The 13,562-nt window shown below is 66.6% G+C and carries 19 protein-coding genes; 9 read left to right on the top strand and 10 right to left on the bottom strand.

What is annotated here, in order from left to right:
- The first annotated feature begins 5 nt into the window (after nucleotides 1–5).
- The 3 genes from AX681_RS01155 to AX681_RS01145 all read left to right on the top strand — a co-directional run bounded on the left by AX681_RS01155 (nucleotide 6) and on the right by AX681_RS01145 (nucleotide 2,815).
- A complete protein-coding gene (locus tag AX681_RS01155) occupies nucleotides 6–776 on the top strand; it encodes a type III pantothenate kinase (protein ID WP_066663222.1) in 771 nt (256 codons plus the stop codon).
- Nucleotides 777–904: 128 nt separating this feature from the next.
- Complete coding sequence (locus AX681_RS01150) at nucleotides 905–2,545, top strand: ribonuclease J (protein ID WP_066663279.1); 1,641 nt, start codon at nucleotides 905–907, stop codon at nucleotides 2,543–2,545.
- Between the two features lie 9 nt (nucleotides 2,546–2,554).
- Nucleotides 2,555–2,815 carry a DUF1467 family protein gene (locus tag AX681_RS01145; RefSeq protein WP_066663239.1) on the top strand — a complete coding sequence of 87 codons (261 nt, stop codon included), beginning with the start codon at nucleotides 2,555–2,557 and terminating at the stop codon, nucleotides 2,813–2,815.
- Here the strand turns inward: AX681_RS01145 and AX681_RS01140 are convergent.
- Genes AX681_RS01140 through AX681_RS01125 form a run of 4 tightly spaced genes read right to left on the bottom strand, consistent with a single transcriptional unit; the run spans nucleotide 2,803 to nucleotide 5,773 of the window.
- A complete protein-coding gene (locus AX681_RS01140; protein ID WP_066663242.1) occupies nucleotides 2,803–3,276 on the bottom strand; it encodes a GNAT family N-acetyltransferase in 474 nt (157 codons plus the stop codon). The two genes, AX681_RS01145 and AX681_RS01140, sit on opposite strands and share 13 nt — an antisense overlap.
- A complete protein-coding gene (locus AX681_RS01135) occupies nucleotides 3,273–4,037 on the bottom strand; it encodes a hypothetical protein (protein ID WP_156455972.1) in 765 nt (254 codons plus the stop codon). The genes AX681_RS01140 and AX681_RS01135 overlap by 4 nt, the downstream gene beginning before the upstream one ends.
- A 21-nt stretch (nucleotides 4,038–4,058) precedes the next feature.
- Nucleotides 4,059–5,177 carry a M14 family metallopeptidase gene (locus tag AX681_RS01130; RefSeq protein WP_066663247.1) on the bottom strand — a complete coding sequence of 373 codons (1,119 nt, stop codon included), beginning with the start codon at nucleotides 5,175–5,177 and terminating at the stop codon, nucleotides 4,059–4,061.
- Complete coding sequence (locus AX681_RS01125; RefSeq protein ID WP_066663249.1) at nucleotides 5,174–5,773, bottom strand: DUF4136 domain-containing protein; 600 nt, start codon at nucleotides 5,771–5,773, stop codon at nucleotides 5,174–5,176. The genes AX681_RS01130 and AX681_RS01125 overlap by 4 nt, the downstream gene beginning before the upstream one ends.
- Before the next feature lie 165 nt (nucleotides 5,774–5,938).
- Here AX681_RS01125 and ykgO point away from each other — a divergent pair, with 165 nt between their 5' ends.
- The 4 genes from ykgO to AX681_RS01105 are packed head-to-tail and all read left to right on the top strand — an operon-like array spanning nucleotide 5,939 to nucleotide 7,427.
- Nucleotides 5,939–6,064: a type B 50S ribosomal protein L36 gene (gene ykgO / locus AX681_RS01120; RefSeq protein ID WP_066663252.1), complete on the top strand. Its 126-nt coding sequence runs from the start codon at nucleotides 5,939–5,941 to the stop codon at nucleotides 6,062–6,064.
- A 21-nt stretch (nucleotides 6,065–6,085) separates the two neighbouring features.
- Nucleotides 6,086–6,691: an HAD family hydrolase gene (locus AX681_RS01115; RefSeq protein ID WP_066663255.1), complete on the top strand. Its 606-nt coding sequence runs from the start codon at nucleotides 6,086–6,088 to the stop codon at nucleotides 6,689–6,691.
- 44 nt (nucleotides 6,692–6,735) lie between these two features.
- A complete protein-coding gene (locus tag AX681_RS01110; RefSeq protein WP_066663257.1) occupies nucleotides 6,736–7,038 on the top strand; it encodes a type II toxin-antitoxin system Phd/YefM family antitoxin in 303 nt (100 codons plus the stop codon).
- On the top strand, nucleotides 7,035–7,427 hold the full coding sequence (locus AX681_RS01105) for a type II toxin-antitoxin system VapC family toxin (protein ID WP_066663259.1): 393 nt from the start codon (nucleotides 7,035–7,037) through the stop codon (nucleotides 7,425–7,427). The genes AX681_RS01110 and AX681_RS01105 overlap by 4 nt, the downstream gene beginning before the upstream one ends.
- Here AX681_RS01105 and pyk read toward each other — a convergent pair.
- Nucleotides 7,424–8,893, bottom strand: coding sequence for a pyruvate kinase (gene pyk, locus AX681_RS01100; RefSeq protein ID WP_066663282.1), 1,470 nt, complete (start codon nucleotides 8,891–8,893; stop codon nucleotides 7,424–7,426). The genes AX681_RS01105 and pyk overlap by 4 nt on opposite strands.
- A gap of 75 nt (nucleotides 8,894–8,968) precedes the next feature.
- On the opposite strand from pyk, the gene AX681_RS01095 reads away from it, so the two are divergent.
- Together AX681_RS01095 and AX681_RS01090 are read left to right on the top strand one after the other, a co-directional pair.
- Nucleotides 8,969–9,343 carry a DUF1244 domain-containing protein gene (locus AX681_RS01095; RefSeq protein WP_066663261.1) on the top strand — a complete coding sequence of 125 codons (375 nt, stop codon included), beginning with the start codon at nucleotides 8,969–8,971 and terminating at the stop codon, nucleotides 9,341–9,343.
- Between the two features lie 48 nt (nucleotides 9,344–9,391).
- Nucleotides 9,392–10,726, top strand: a complete 1,335-nt coding sequence (locus AX681_RS01090; protein WP_066663263.1) for an amidohydrolase family protein — start codon at nucleotides 9,392–9,394, stop codon at nucleotides 10,724–10,726.
- Nucleotides 10,727–10,861: 135 nt separating this feature from the next.
- Here the strand turns inward: AX681_RS01090 and AX681_RS01085 are convergent, their stop codons facing one another.
- The 5 genes from AX681_RS01085 to AX681_RS01065 all read right to left on the bottom strand — a co-directional run.
- Entirely contained in the window at nucleotides 10,862–11,620 is a 759-nt protein-coding gene (locus tag AX681_RS01085) for a HesA/MoeB/ThiF family protein (RefSeq protein WP_066663266.1), read from the bottom strand.
- Nucleotides 11,617–12,030, bottom strand: a complete 414-nt coding sequence (locus AX681_RS01080; RefSeq protein WP_231733814.1) for a hypothetical protein — start codon at nucleotides 12,028–12,030, stop codon at nucleotides 11,617–11,619. The genes AX681_RS01085 and AX681_RS01080 overlap by 4 nt, the downstream gene beginning before the upstream one ends.
- Entirely contained in the window at nucleotides 12,027–12,473 is a 447-nt protein-coding gene (gene dut, locus AX681_RS01075; RefSeq protein ID WP_066663268.1) for a dUTP diphosphatase, read from the bottom strand. Before dut ends, AX681_RS01080 begins: the two co-directional genes overlap by 4 nt.
- A complete protein-coding gene (locus AX681_RS01070; protein WP_231733815.1) occupies nucleotides 12,473–13,273 on the bottom strand; it encodes an alpha/beta hydrolase family protein in 801 nt (266 codons plus the stop codon). Before AX681_RS01070 ends, dut begins: the two co-directional genes overlap by 1 nt.
- Nucleotides 13,263–13,562, bottom strand: a 300-nt coding sequence (locus tag AX681_RS01065) for a phosphopantothenoylcysteine decarboxylase domain-containing protein (protein ID WP_331709969.1), incomplete at its 5' end; no start/stop codon positions are given. The genes AX681_RS01070 and AX681_RS01065, both read right to left, overlap by 11 nt.

The following is a 13,562-nucleotide window of genomic DNA, read 5'->3' as shown; positions in this document are numbered from 1 at the left end:
ACGCAATGCTGCTCGCGATCGACGCCGGCAACACCAATATCGTCTTTGCGCTGGTCGATGGGCGCACGGTCAAGGCGCGCTGGCGTATCGCGACCGATCCGCGTCGCACCGCCGACGAATATGCCGTGTGGCTGAGCCAGCTGCTCAATCTCGAAGGATATGAGCGCAGAACGGTCACCGGCGTCATCATCGGCACCGTCGTCCCGCGCGCGCTCCACAATCTCGAGGTGCTGTCGCAGAAATATTTCGGCTGCACCCCGCTGGTCGCGGGACGCGACGGCTGGCCGATCGCGCTGGATGTCGAGGAGCCGCACGCCGTCGGTGCGGACCGCGCGCTCAACATCATCGCCGCGCATGAAAACCACCCGGGCGACCTGATCATCATCGATTTCGGCACCGCCGCGACGTTCGACGTCGCCGACTATACCGGTGCGTATAAGGGCGGGATCATCGCGCCCGGCATCAACCTGTCGCTCGACGCGCTGGTTACCGCCGCCGCCAAGCTGCCCCGCATCGCGATCGAGGCGCCGGCCAATACCTCGGTCATCGGCCGCAACACGGTCGATCAGATGCATATCGGCATCTATTGGGGCTATATCGCGATGATCGAGGGGCTGGTCGCGCGGATGAAGGCGGAGATCGGCCGCCCGGTCAAGGTGATCGCCACCGGCGGCCTGGCCGTGCTGTTCGAGAAGCAGACCGATGTGTTCGACGTGATCGAACCCGACCTGACGATCCAGGGCTTGGCGATGCTGTGGGAGCAGCGAAAGCGTTGATTGCATTTTGTCGTCATCCCCGCGAAGGCGGGGATCCATTCTGGCTGACGTTTCAGATCAGCCGCACCACCGGCGCCAATGGATTCCCGCCTTCGCGGGAATGACGGCGACGATTTGAAGGACACGTGTTGACCCCCGGTAACGAACTCCTCTTCCTCGCGCTTGGTGGCTCGGGCGAGATCGGCATGAACGTCAATCTCTATGGCTGTCAGGGCAAATGGATCATGGTCGACTGCGGCGTGATCTTTGGCACCCCCGATTATCCCGGCATCGACCTGATCCTGCCCGATTTGCAGTTCATCGAGGAGCGGCTGGACGACCTGCTCGGCATCGTCCTGACGCATGGGCATGAGGATCATATCGGCGCGCTGCCCTATCTGGCGGGCGAGTTGGGCGTGCCGCTCTATGCGACGCCGTTCACTGCCGGCCTGATCCACGGCAAGCTGGACGAGGAGGGCATCGCTGACCGCGTCGAACTGAACGTGGTGCGCGAGGAGGAGTCGTTCCGGATCGGCCCGTTCGGCATCCGCTACCTGCCGCTCGCGCATTCGATCCCCGAGGGAAATGCGGTGCTGATCGACACGCCCTATGGCCGCGTGTTCCATACCGGCGACTGGAAGATCGACGAGACCCCGGTCATGGGCGGCGCATCGACCGCCGCGGAGCTGACCGCGATCGGCGACGAAGGCGTGCTCGCGCTGGTCTGCGATTCGACCAACGTCTTCAATCCCGAAGCCTCCGGTTCGGAAACCGCGGTGCGCGAGGGGCTGGATGAAGTCGTCGCGGCCATCAAGGGCCGTGTGCTCGTCACCACCTTTGCTTCCAACGCCGCACGGCTGCAGACGCTGGGCGAGGTGGCGAAGGACACCGGGCGTGCGATGTGCGTCGCGGGGCGCTCGCTCGACCGAATCCTGCGCGTCGCCAAGGCCACCGGCTATCTGCGCGACTTCCCCGAGACGGTCGATTTCGAAACCGCGATGAAGCTGCCGCGCGACAAGGTGATGATCATCGCCACCGGCGGGCAGGGTGAGCCCCGCGCTGCGCTGGCGCGGATTGCCGAAGGATCGCACCAGCTCAAGCTCGAGGCGGGGGACACGGTGGTGTTCTCGTCGAAGCAGATCCCGGGCAATGAAATGGCGATCGGGCGGATCATGAATTCGCTCGCGGCCCAGGGGGTCGAGATGGTCACCGACCGTCAGGCCTTCGTCCATGTCTCCGGCCATCCCGGTCGCCCGGAGCTGGCCGAGATGTACAAATGGATCCGGCCAGACATCCTGATCCCGGTCCATGGCGAGATGCGCCACATGGCCGAACAGGCGCGCTTCGGACGGCAGCACGGCATCCGCCACGCTGTCGTGCAGAGCAATGGCGAGATTGTCCGCCTCGCGCCCGGCAAGCCCGAGAAGATCGGCCATGCACCCGCCGGTCGGCTGGTGCTCGACGGCGATGTGATCCTGCCCGCCGATGGCACCACGATCAACGAGCGGCGCAAGCTCGGCCTCTATGGCCAGATGTCGGTCGCGGTGGCGCTCAAGGCGAACGGCAAGCTCGCCGGTCAGCCCGAAGTGCGGATCCAGGGCGTTCCGGCGGAAGAGGATCGCGATGCGCTGATCGCCGATGCCAGCGATGCCGCTGCCAAGGCGGTGAGCGAGGCGCGCGGCGGCGATAGGGAGAAGCTGCGCGAGCAAATCCGGCTGGCGGCGCGACGGGTCGCGGTGCGCTACACTGGCAAGAAGCCGGTCATGGACGTGATGCTGATCGAGGTTTAAACAGCCACCATGAACTGGTTCAGCGCGCTCGCCATCTACTTCCTGTTCTGGTTCCTCGCCCTGTTCCTGGTGCTGCCCTTCTTCGCGCGCACCGGGGTTGAGGCGGGAGAGGCGCTGATCAAGGGCCAGGCCGAAAGCGCGCCGCAGCGCTTTGACGCGGGCGCAATCGCAAAATGGACGACGATCGTCGGCACCGTGCTGTTCGCGGCCTTTTACCTCAATTACGTCAACGGCTGGATCACCGCCGACATGCTCGATTACTGGAACTGAGGCGCGGTCAGATCGAGCGCGTAGAAGCGGTTGAAATCGCTCGCTTCATAATCGGCAAAGGGCGGGCAGGGGACGAACCCGTGCCGTGCGTATAGCCGGTGCGCGGCGTCGAAGGACGGCCCCGTGCCCGTCTCCAGCTTAAGCGCGGAATAGCCACGTACCTGCGCCAGCGCGATGATGTGCCGCAGGATCGTCGCCCCGGTGCCGCGTCCGGTGGCCCCTTCGGCTGTGCGCATCGACTTCACCTCACCCGTCCCGTCGCCCAGCGCCTTGACCGCGCCAATGCCGAGCAGCGTGTCGCCGTCCCATGCGCTCAGGAACGTGATGTCGGGCGTCTTGAGGCCCGACAGGTCGAGGAAATGACAGGCATCCGGCGGCGAATTGTCGAGCATCCCGCGCGCGTGAACCGCGAGCAGCGCGATCACCTGCGGATCGTCGAGCTGGCCGCTGCGGATGATCACTGCGGGCGAGCCATGCCGAAGGTGTAGCGGGACGGGACCGCACGGCCCTCGCGGTCACGAGCGGGTTCGAACTTCACCGCGCGCAGCCGCTCGCATATCTGGATGTCGAAGGCGTCGACCTGGGTCGGCGCGGCGAGCATGCAGCCGCTGACGCTGCCATCCGCTTCGACCTTCAGCGATCCGCTGGTGCCGCCGACGCTTGCGGGCAGGCCGTCGCCTTTTCCGAACCCGATTGTGGCGGCGTTGATCGGTGAGAGCGGTTTGGGCGTTGGGCGCCATGGCATCGGCACGACGCCGCCGGCCACAGTCTCGATGCGCAAGCGGCCAGCGGTGTAGCGGACGCGGATTGCCAGCGTCCCGCCTAGCCGCTTGCCCGATCGGTTCAGCGCGGGGTGGAAGCGCACATAGCGCATGAGGTGCGGACAGGCATGGCTGTCGAACGCTGCGGTTCCGCTGGGCGTGACGACCTGACAGGACTGCGGGACGCCGGTCGCTGCAACGTCGAGCAGGATTCCGACCGCAACATTATAGTCGTCGACGTCCGCCACCGCGACCGGGAACCTCCCCTGCTGATAGGGGAAGTCCTCCCAGTTGATTTCCAGACGGCGCACGAGTTCGGGATCGGGTTCACCGCTGCGGTCGATCTGCAATCCGATCGAGGCCTCGCGCTGATTTTGGTCCGCGCCGATCCAGGGTTCGGCCAGTTTGGGGGGAAGCGCCGTTTGGGTCAGCGCAACTGTAGCAATGGCCAGTGCAATCATCATTCCCCCCTTACTGTGGCTCTAAATCGCGTCAATCATCCCCGCCAGCGTATCGAGGCACGCATGCGCCAGCGCCTTGCACCGCTCCGGCGACCACCCGAACTCGGCGTCAGGGCTGGGGTCATGGTCCTTGAACGGCATTTCCAGCGTCATCGACACCGCACCGAACCGCTCGGCGAGCTGGTTGGTCGACATCGACAGGTTCGCCTGGCCCGGTGCCGACTTGTCATAGCCTTTTTCGAGCTGGAACAGCGGGGTCGCAGCCGCGAGGCGGCGGCCGAATTCATAATATTTCTCGCCGAGCGCGTCGGTCCAGCTCGGGATGCCCTCAAACCCTGCGAGGAAGTTGGCGGGAATCGCCTCGTCGCCATGCACGTCCATCGCGAAATCGACGCCGGTCTCGTCCATCGCCGCGCGGACAAGGAATACTTCGGGGCTCTGTTCCAGCGTCGGAGCATGCCATTCGCGGTTGAGGTTCACGCCCGCGGCGTTAGTGCGCAGATGGCCGCGGAAGCTGCCGTCCGGGTTCATATTCGGGACAATGTGGAAGGTCGCCTTGGCGCGCAGCGCCTGCGCGGTCGCGTCATTCGGGTCGGTCAGCTTCTCCAGCGCACCCTCGGCCCACCATTCCGCCATCGATTCGCCGGGATGCTGGCGGGCATAGAGCCACACCTGTTTCGGCCCGGTGCCGAGCGTCAGCAGGTCCATCGCGCGCCCGTCGAGCGTCTGGCCCAGTTCGCGATGCGTCACGCCGGGCTGAGCCGCCATGCGTGCGATCAGGTCGGCATGGCGTTCCATGCTGTAGGGCGCGAAATAAGCGAACCACGCGACATCGCTGTCGAAGCTGTGGGTGAAGCTGAACACGCCGTCGACATAGCTGCCATCGGTGAGGCGCCAGATCGCGCGATCCGTGCTCACCCGCGCGCGATAACCGGGCCAGCCGAACGCATAGGCGGCCTTGCCCGCGTTGGTGATGCGGAAGGTGAGGGTGCGCCCCTTCGCGCCCGCGACGCGGAAGTGAAACCACTGGAAGAAGTCGGACTGGTGGTCGGCGACGATCTCGACATCGACGGTGTCCCCGTCGATGCCGATCAGGCGGATATTGCCGCTGTCGAACGCGGCGTTGAGATGAATGGTCATTTCACCGTGATAGTGATCCCCGACTGGCCGGGAAAGCCCTTGAACAGCGCGTTGGCGAGCTTGGCGGCGGTATCGGTCGGCTGAGTGCCGTCGGCGGCACCAAGCGTCTCGGTGATCGCCTTGCCCTCCCAGATCACGGTATTGTCGCCGCGCCGGCGCAGCTGGACTGCAAGTTCGGAGGCATAGATCGTCTTGGTCTTGCTTCCGATGCCGACGCTCGCGCCGCCGCCCACGCCGACATTGCCGCCGAAGCTTCCGCCACCGATGCCGATCGTGATCGGCGGGCGCGTGCGGACCTGGCCGCGATCGGTGCGCCGGAAATCGACCGTGGCAAGGTAATCGGCCTTTGCCGAATCCGCTGCGGCGGCAAAGCCCATCCCGCCCATCGTCGCCGCGACCGCGTCGAGATACAGCTGCGCCTCAGGCCCGGCGGTGCCGCCGCTGACCGGCTGCACTGCGAGCGTCCCGGCTGGGATCGGCTGCGACAGATGGTATCGCGTGACATCGACCGGGGCGGACCGGCCGCCCATCGTGGTCGAGCAGCCAGCGAGAGCGGCGGCGGAGAAAGCGAGGGCGAGCATTGCACGGGTGTTCATCGGACACATCCTCCTGCCGTGCACACGCCACGGCTCAACGGTTCAACCTCGTTACGGGGATGTGGGTTCCGTTGCCAAGCTTTCCTTGACTTGTCCGCCCGTCCCGACTAGGCGAGCGCCTCTTTTCCGGCACCCGCCACAATTCGAGATAGTAGAGAATCGGTCATGAAGATCGTGAACAGCCTGAAGTCGCTCAAGGATCGCCATCGCGACAACCGCGTGATCCGCCGTCGCGGCCGCGTGTACGTCATCAACAAGACGCAGCGTCGCTTCAAGGCGCGCCAGGGCTAAGCCCGGCGCAGGGACAGCGACGTGCGCGCCGTTATCTTCGATATCGGCAACGTCCTGTTCACCTGGCATCCGCGGTTTCTGTACGAGCGCCTGATCGCTGACGATCGGGCGCTCGACGCGTTTCTGCGCGATGTGGTCACTCAGGACTGGCATTTCCAGCATGATGCCGGGCGCAATTTCGCCGACACCTCGGCCGAGCTGACGGCGCGCTTTCCCGAACATGCCGATCTGATCGCCGCCTGGGGGCCACGGTTTAGTGAAAGCCTCGGCGGACCGGTGCCGGGCATGCATGAACTGGTCGCGGAGCTGGATGCGGCCGGTGTCCCGCTGTTCGCGATCACCAATTTCAGCCACGAATTCTGGCCGCCCGTGCGCGCGCAATGGCCGCAGCTGTTCGACCGCTTCCGCGACATCGTCGTGTCGGGCGACGAGAAGCTGGTGAAGCCCGACCCCGCCATCTACCGCCTCGCGCTCGCCCGCTTCGGCCTGAAACCGCATGAGGCCGTGTTCATCGACGACAATGCAGCGAATGTGGCGGCGGCGCAGGCGCTGGGGATAAGGTCGGTGCTGTTTACTCAGGAAGCGGGCGCCCGGCGCGAACTGGTCGCTGTCGGACTGCTTGTCTAATTCGCGCTAGACGTGTACACAGTGTACACGGCTGGAGAACTGTGATGAAGATGTCCGTGCGCGAAGCCCGTGCAAATTTCGCAGCAGCGATCGAAGCCGCCGAGCGTGGCGAGCGCGTGACCATCACCAAAAATGGTGAAGCAGTTGCCGAATTGGGCCCTGTTCAGAAGCCATCGAAGGAGGGTTTTTGGGAGCGCAACGCGCGCGTGCGCAAGGAGCTTGGGCTAGACAAGGTCAAGCCGTCCCGTCCACTCGATGAGACGTGGCTCGAGAAATTCAACGACCCGGCCTGGACGCGCGAATTGCTTGGTCCGGACTATTATGATGACGAGCGCGATCCTGCGTGAGGCTCCTGCTTGATACGCATATCCTGATCTGGCTGGCCCGCGCGCCTGATCGGCTGAACACTACGGAATCGGCACTAGTTGCGCGGCGCGGTACGCGCGTGCTGATTTCGGCGGTGTCAATTTGGGAGCTGCGGTTGAAATGGGACCGGAGCGGTGAGACGAGGCGGAATGAGTTGCTCGATCCTCAAGCTGCGCTCCAATTCGCCGAACAGGTCGGGTTCGAGCTCAAGGCGCTGACGGCCGCCGATTGCGCGACGCCGCTCGAAGCGCCGCTCGCGCATCGCGATCCGTTCGACGAGCTGTTGCTGACTCATGCGCAATCGCTGGGCGCGCGCTTCCTCACGCGCGACCGGCTGGTGGTCGATCACCCGCTCGCTGGCCCGGCTTAACTCCGCCCCTTCAGCTCATCCCCAACCAGCGTCACCACATGCAGCACGTTGGTCGATCCCGGCGTGCCGAACGGGACGCCGGCGCAAACCACCACGCGGTCGCCGCCCTTGGCGATGCCCTGGCGCAGCGCCATGCGCTTGGCCTTGGCGACCATTTCCTCGAACGAATCGACGTCCTTGGTGTGCACCGCGTGCGTGCCCCAGAGCAGGCCCATGCGCCGTGCCGTCTCCGCCTTGGGGGTCAGCACCAGGATCGGCACCGACGGGCGCTCGCGCGCGATGCGGCGGGCGGTGGAGCCCGACATGGTGAAGCAGAGGATCGCGCTGGCCGACACATTGGCCGCGATGGTCTTCGCCGCCTCGGCCAGTGCATCGGCGGTGGTGGGGTCGGGGCGCATGACGGTAAAGTGCACGCGGTCGCCATGCGCCGGGTCGCGCTCGACCGAATCGGCGATGGCGTCCATCATCGTCACCGATTCGACCGGCCACTGGCCCGCCGCGCTTTCCGCCGACAGCATGATCGCGTCCGCGCCGTCATAGACCGCCGTTGCCACGTCCGACACCTCGGCGCGGGTCGGGGAGGGTGAGGTGATCATCGATTCGAGCATCTGCGTCGCGACGATCACAGGGCGGCCCATGCGGCGCGAGGTTTCGACGATCCGCTTTTGCATGGGCGGCAGGTTCTGCGGCGGCAGTTCGACACCCAGATCGCCGCGCGCGACCATCACGCCGTCGCAGGCTTCGACGATCTCATCCAGCCGCGCCACCGCGCTCGGCTTTTCGATCTTGGCGAGCAGCGCGGGACCGCCCGGGCCGATCAGGCGGCGCGCCTCGGCCAGATCCTCGGGCCGCTGAACGAACGACAGCGCGATCCAGTCGACCTTTTGCGCCACGGCAAAGGCCAGGTCGCTGCGGTCCTTTTCGGTCAGCGCGGCAAGCGGCAGCACCATGTCGGGGACGTTCAGGCCCTTGGAGTTCGACAGCACCCCGCCGACCTCGACGCGCGTTTCGATCCAGGCATCGTCGCCCTGGCCGCCAAAGCCGATGACGCGCAACACCATCTTGCCATCGTCGAGCAGCAGGCGCGCACCCTCAGTCACAGCTTCGAAAATCTCGCGGTGCGGCAGCTCGACGCGGGTCGCGTCGCCGGGAGTTGTATCGCGGTCGAGGCGGAAGGTCGCGCCGGTCGCCAGCGTCACCTTGCCCTGCGCAAACTTGCCCACGCGCAGCTTAGGGCCCTGCAGGTCGGCCAGGATCGTGGTCGGGCGACCGGTAGTCTTTTCCAGCGCGCGGATCGCGGCAATGACCGGGACCTTCGACTCCTGATCGCCATGGCTCATGTTGATGCGGAACGCATCGGCGCCGGCGGCATGCAGCGCGGCGATCATCTCCGGCGAATTGCTGGCGGGGCCGAGCGTCGCCAGAACGCGCACCTTGCGCGACCGCGGTGCCATTACCTTCGTCATCGCCGAACTCTCCATCTCTTGCCCGTGCCGGTCCCTAACGCCAAATGCACACTATTCAACTGCGGAGGCGTGAATATGACAACGTTGGACAGCATCGACGACCGGACTGCCGCTCAGGCGTTTCGCCGCCTCGTCCGCCATCTGCGCCACCGCACCGATGCCGAGAATATCGAACTGATGGGCCTTGCGGGCTTTTGCCGCAACTGCCTGGCCGATTGGGTGAGCGAAGCAAGCGGCGGGGAACTGGACCGCGATGCCGCGCGCACGGCGATCTACGGCATGCCCTATGCGACCTGGAAGGCGCAGCATCAGGGCGAGGCGACGCCCGAACAGATCGCCCGGATGGAGGCGAGTATCGCGCGGAACAAACAGGATGCCGAGCTGGACGCCGAGCTCGACGACAGCTTCCCCGCAAGCGACCCGCCGTCGATCACCCAGCCCGGGGGCTAGTCAGTCTGCCCTGTTGCCGCCTAGGCTGCGGAAAACAGGGAGAGTTTCATGCGCCGAATCGCCGCCATCACCATCGCGTTGCTCGCTGGGGCAACGCCGCTGGCCGCGCAGACCAGCACTCCGGCCAAGGTCAAATTCATCCACGCCGGCACGCTGCTCGCCAATCCAGGCGAGGCACCGCGCGGACCGAGCACGATCGTCGTGCGCGACGATAAGGTGGCCGAAATCCGCGACGGCTTTGTCGCGCCGGAAAGCGGGGCCGAGCTGATCGATCTCAAGGACCGGTTCGTGATGCCCGGGCTGGTCGATATGCATGTGCATCTGTGGGGGATCGGCGGCGATCCGCTGCGCGACCGGCTGACCGCGCTCAACCGCGACGATGCCGATGACATGATGTTCGCAGTCGCCAATGCCCGCGCAACCCTGGAGGCAGGGTTTACCACCGTGCGCGATCTGGGAGGAAGCGCACGCGGCATGCGGGCGCTGCGCGAGGCAGTCGAGCGCGGCGACATTGCCGGGCCGACGATCGTCAATGCGGGCACCTCGATCTCGGTCTCGGGCGGGCATGCCGACGGGACCAACGGGGTCGCGGAAGTCTTCGCCGACGCGATCCACAAGCATCAGATCAATACCTGCGACGGCCCCGATGATTGCACCCGCGCGGTGCGCCAGCAGATCGCGCTGGGGGCGCAGGTCATCAAATACATGTCGACCGGCGGCGTGCTCTCGAACGTGTCGGGCGGGCTCGGCCGCGCCATGACCGATGCCGAAATGAAGGCGATTATCGACACCGCGCACGGCCTCGGGCGCAAGGTCGCGACGCATAGCCATGCGGCGGCGGGGACCAAGGCGGCGGTCGCGGCTGGAGTGGACACGGTCGATCACGGATCGTTCCTCGACGACGAAGCGATTGCGCTGATGAAGAAGAACGGCACCTGGCTCGTGCCGACGATGATGGCGCCCGCCGCCGCGCTCGAACAGGCGCGCAAGGGCCTGCTCCCGCCCGCCGTGATTCCGAAGGCTGAGGAGGCCGCCGCCGCCGCCTTCGCCAGCCACAGCAAGGCCTATGCGGCGGGGGTGAAGGTCGCGTTCGGCACCGACAGCGGCGTCTCGCGCCATGGCGACAATGCGCAGGAATTTTCGCTGATGGTCAAGGCAGGGATGACCCCGGCGATGGCGCTGCGGACGGCGACGCGTAACGCCGCCGAGGCGCTGGGGCGACCCAATATCGGGTCGATCGCGCCGGGCAAGGATGCCGACATCATCGCGGTCGCGGGCAGCCCGCTCGACGACATCAAGCGGATCGAGCAGGTCGAGTTCGTGATGCGCCACGGCGTGGTGCACAAGGCCGGCGGCAAGCGCCAGCCCTTCCCGGCGGAATAGCAGATAATCCTCCCCCGCCAGGGGGAGGTGGCACGCGTGGCGTGACGGAGGGGGAGGACGGCTGTGTCCTGTCGCCTTTTGCTGCGATGCTTCCGCCCCCTCCGTCGCCTTGGGCGCCCCCCCGGCGGGGGAGGATTATCGTGCGCCCGAACAGGCCGGACAGCCCGGGTCCTTGGGCAGGGTCAGCGTGCGGAAGCGCAGCGCCAGCGTGTCGGCGAGCAGCAGCTTGCCCGCGCTGTCCTCTCCGAATGGACGGATCGCGCGGATCACCTCCAGCGCGGCGAGGCTGCCCATGATCCCGGTCAGCGCGCCGAGCACGCCCTGTTCGGAACAGTTGATCCCCGCGGTTTCGGGGTCGTTGCCGACGAAGCAGCGATAGCAGGGCTTGTCCGCCTCCCACCCGCGAAACACGCCAAGCTGCCCCTCGAACCGCCCGACGGCAGCGCTGACCAGCGGCACGCAATGGCGCAACGCGGCGTCGGCGACGAGCAGGCGGGTTTCGAAATTGTCGGTGCCGTCGAGGATGGCATCGTTGCCGCGGACCCACTCATCCACATTTCCATCATCGAGCCGGTGCTGCGACGCTTGGGCGACGATGTGAGGGTTGATGGCGGTGACCCGTCCGACCGCAGCCACGGCCTTGGAACGACCGGAATCTTCGGTGCCGAAGATCGTCTGCCGCTGGAGATTTGAAAGATCGACCCGGTCATCGTCGACGATCGTGATCTGCCCCACCCCCGCCGCCGCCAGATACTGCAACGCCGGGCTTCCGATCCCGCCGGCCCCGACCACCAGCACCCGCGCGGCCTTCAGCGCCGCCTGCCCCGCGCCGCCGATCTCGGGCAGCACGATGTGGCGGGCATAGCGCTCGAGTTCGGCGTCGGAAAAGCTCATTGCCGCCAGGCAAAGGTCACGGTCGCGCGGTACCAGACATTGCCCGGCGCGCCGGTGCGCTGGGTCAGGTTGTTGCGCGAAAAGCCCGCGACCAGACCTGCGGCATATTGCTCGATCGTGGGACAGCCGATCGCGCGGGGAATGGTGGTGCGGACGCCGGATTCGTCGACCAGCACTGCCACCTCGACCCGCACTGCCGGTCGTCCGTCGACCAGGCGACGCGCGCGGCACTTGCGCGCGCTCACCTGCCGGCGCGCCCATTCGTGCATCGCCGGGGTCATGCTCGGCGCCTGGCGATAGGGCAGGGTCGGCAGACTTTCCCACTGGATCGCCGCCGGTTCCGGCGCGTCCTGTGCCCGCACGGGATCGCCCTGCGCGCTGGCGAGCGCGAGGAGTGCGGCGATGATCACCGCCCGGTCGATCCGAAGCCGCCGCTGCCACGGTCGGTCTCATCCAGCACCGCGACCTCCTCGAACAGCGCGCGCTGCACCGGTGCGGGGACGAGCTGCGCGATCCGTTCTCCGCGCGCGATGGTGAAGGGCTGGTCGCCAAGATTGGCGAGGATCACCTTAACCTCGCCACGATAATCTTCGTCGATGGTCCCGGGCGTGTTGAGGCAGGTAATGCCGTGCTTGAGAGCCAGGCCGGAGCGCGGGCGCACCTGTACCTCAAAGCCGGGCGGGATCGCGATAGCAAAGCCGGTCGCGACCGCATGGCGCGCGCCGGGGGCGAGGATCAGATCCTCCGCCGCGACGACATCCATGCCAGCGGCCCCGGCGGTCGCGTATGCGGGCAGGGGCAGGCCTTCGCCGTGGGGCAGGCGCATCAGGCGGATGGTGATCGGCGCGGCCATTATTTGCGCCTCGGCAATGCGGCGGCAAGGCGACGGGTCGCCTCGATCACCTGGGGATCGTCGAGCACCGGGTCGCTACGTCCGGGAATGATGCGGAAATCGGTGGCGATGCCGCGCAGGCTCAACGCCTCGGCATAGGCGCGCGAAAAACGCGCGGGGACATCGGCGTCCGTACCGCCCACCAGGATCGCCGCGCGCAGTCCTGGCTGAATGCCGCCAGCGGTCTGCAACGGATCGAGGCTGACCAGCTTGTCCCGCCAATGCGGGGTATTCGGCTCGCGCTTGGCGCGATAGGCGCGCCATTCGGGCAAAGCGCAGGGACAGGATACCAGCACCACGCCGTCGATCAGGTCGGGACGCAGCCCGGCCAGGTTGGCGGCCACCACCGCACCACCGGCTTCGCCGATCACGACCACGCGGGCGCGGCGATAGCGTTGACGCAGCGCGGCGATCGCGTCGCCGACCGCAGTGATCCGCTCCGCGCTGAAATCATCGGAAGGGCTCGCGCCGCGCATCCCCGGTGACTGCCCACCGACCCCATCGGCATAGCCGGGGCGCAGCAGGCGCACGACGCCGCTGTCCGGCTCGACTGTCGCCAGCGCCTTCGCGAAGTCGCTCGTGTCGATCTTGGAACGACGGCCATTGCCGTGAATGACGACATACAGCGTCGGCGCGGTGCGCGGCGAGGCGCCATAGCCTTGGGTGAACAGCTTTGGCGCCGTGGGCGTTGTGGGGCGCTCCCCGGCCGCACAACCGGCGATCAGCAGCGGGAGCAGGAACAGGGGAACCTTAAAGCGCATCGGCGATCCGTTCGGCGAGGCGGCGGGCGACATCGGCCTTGGCCAGCCGCTCCCAGCTTTCGACGCCCGATTCCGTAACCAGATGAACAAGATTGGCATCGCCCCCCATGACGTCGCCGGACACATCATTGGCGACGATCCAGTCTGCACCCTTGCGCGCGCGTTTAGCGACCGCATGTTCGACCACCCGTTCGGTTTCGGCGGCGAAACCGACGACGAGGCCCGGGCGCTGGCTGCTTTGGGCCAGGCCGGCGAGGATATCGGGGTTTTCGACCAGCGTCAGCGCGGG

This window comes from Sphingomonas sp. CCH9-E2, from assembly GCF_001557215.1.
Lineage (GTDB): Bacteria > Pseudomonadota > Alphaproteobacteria > Sphingomonadales > Sphingomonadaceae > Sphingomonas.
The sequence above is the reverse complement of the archived record's forward strand: the minus strand, read 5'-3'. Positions and strand labels throughout refer to the sequence as shown.

Coding starts and splice junctions, on each gene's coding strand:
- AX681_RS01155 (WP_066663222.1), top strand. CDS start 6: ATGCTGCTCGCGATCGACGCCGGCAACACCAATATCGTCTTTGCGCTG.
- AX681_RS01145 (WP_066663239.1), top strand. CDS start 2,555: ATGAACTGGTTCAGCGCGCTCGCCATCTACTTCCTGTTCTGGTTCCTC.
- AX681_RS01135 (WP_156455972.1), bottom strand. CDS start 4,037: ATGATTGCACTGGCCATTGCTACAGTTGCGCTGACCCAAACGGCGCTT.
- AX681_RS01130 (WP_066663247.1), bottom strand. CDS start 5,177: ATGACCATTCATCTCAACGCCGCGTTCGACAGCGGCAATATCCGCCTG.
- AX681_RS01125 (WP_066663249.1), bottom strand. CDS start 5,773: ATGAACACCCGTGCAATGCTCGCCCTCGCTTTCTCCGCCGCCGCTCTC.
- ykgO (WP_066663252.1), top strand. CDS start 5,939: ATGAAGATCGTGAACAGCCTGAAGTCGCTCAAGGATCGCCATCGCGAC.
- AX681_RS01110 (WP_066663257.1), top strand. CDS start 6,736: ATGAAGATGTCCGTGCGCGAAGCCCGTGCAAATTTCGCAGCAGCGATC.
- pyk (WP_066663282.1), bottom strand. CDS start 8,893: ATGACGAAGGTAATGGCACCGCGGTCGCGCAAGGTGCGCGTTCTGGCG.
- AX681_RS01095 (WP_066663261.1), top strand. CDS start 8,969: ATGACAACGTTGGACAGCATCGACGACCGGACTGCCGCTCAGGCGTTT.
- AX681_RS01090 (WP_066663263.1), top strand. CDS start 9,392: ATGCGCCGAATCGCCGCCATCACCATCGCGTTGCTCGCTGGGGCAACG.
- AX681_RS01085 (WP_066663266.1), bottom strand. CDS start 11,620: ATGAGCTTTTCCGACGCCGAACTCGAGCGCTATGCCCGCCACATCGTG.
- dut (WP_066663268.1), bottom strand. CDS start 12,473: ATGGCCGCGCCGATCACCATCCGCCTGATGCGCCTGCCCCACGGCGAA.
- AX681_RS01070 (WP_231733815.1), bottom strand. CDS start 13,273: ATGCGCTTTAAGGTTCCCCTGTTCCTGCTCCCGCTGCTGATCGCCGGT.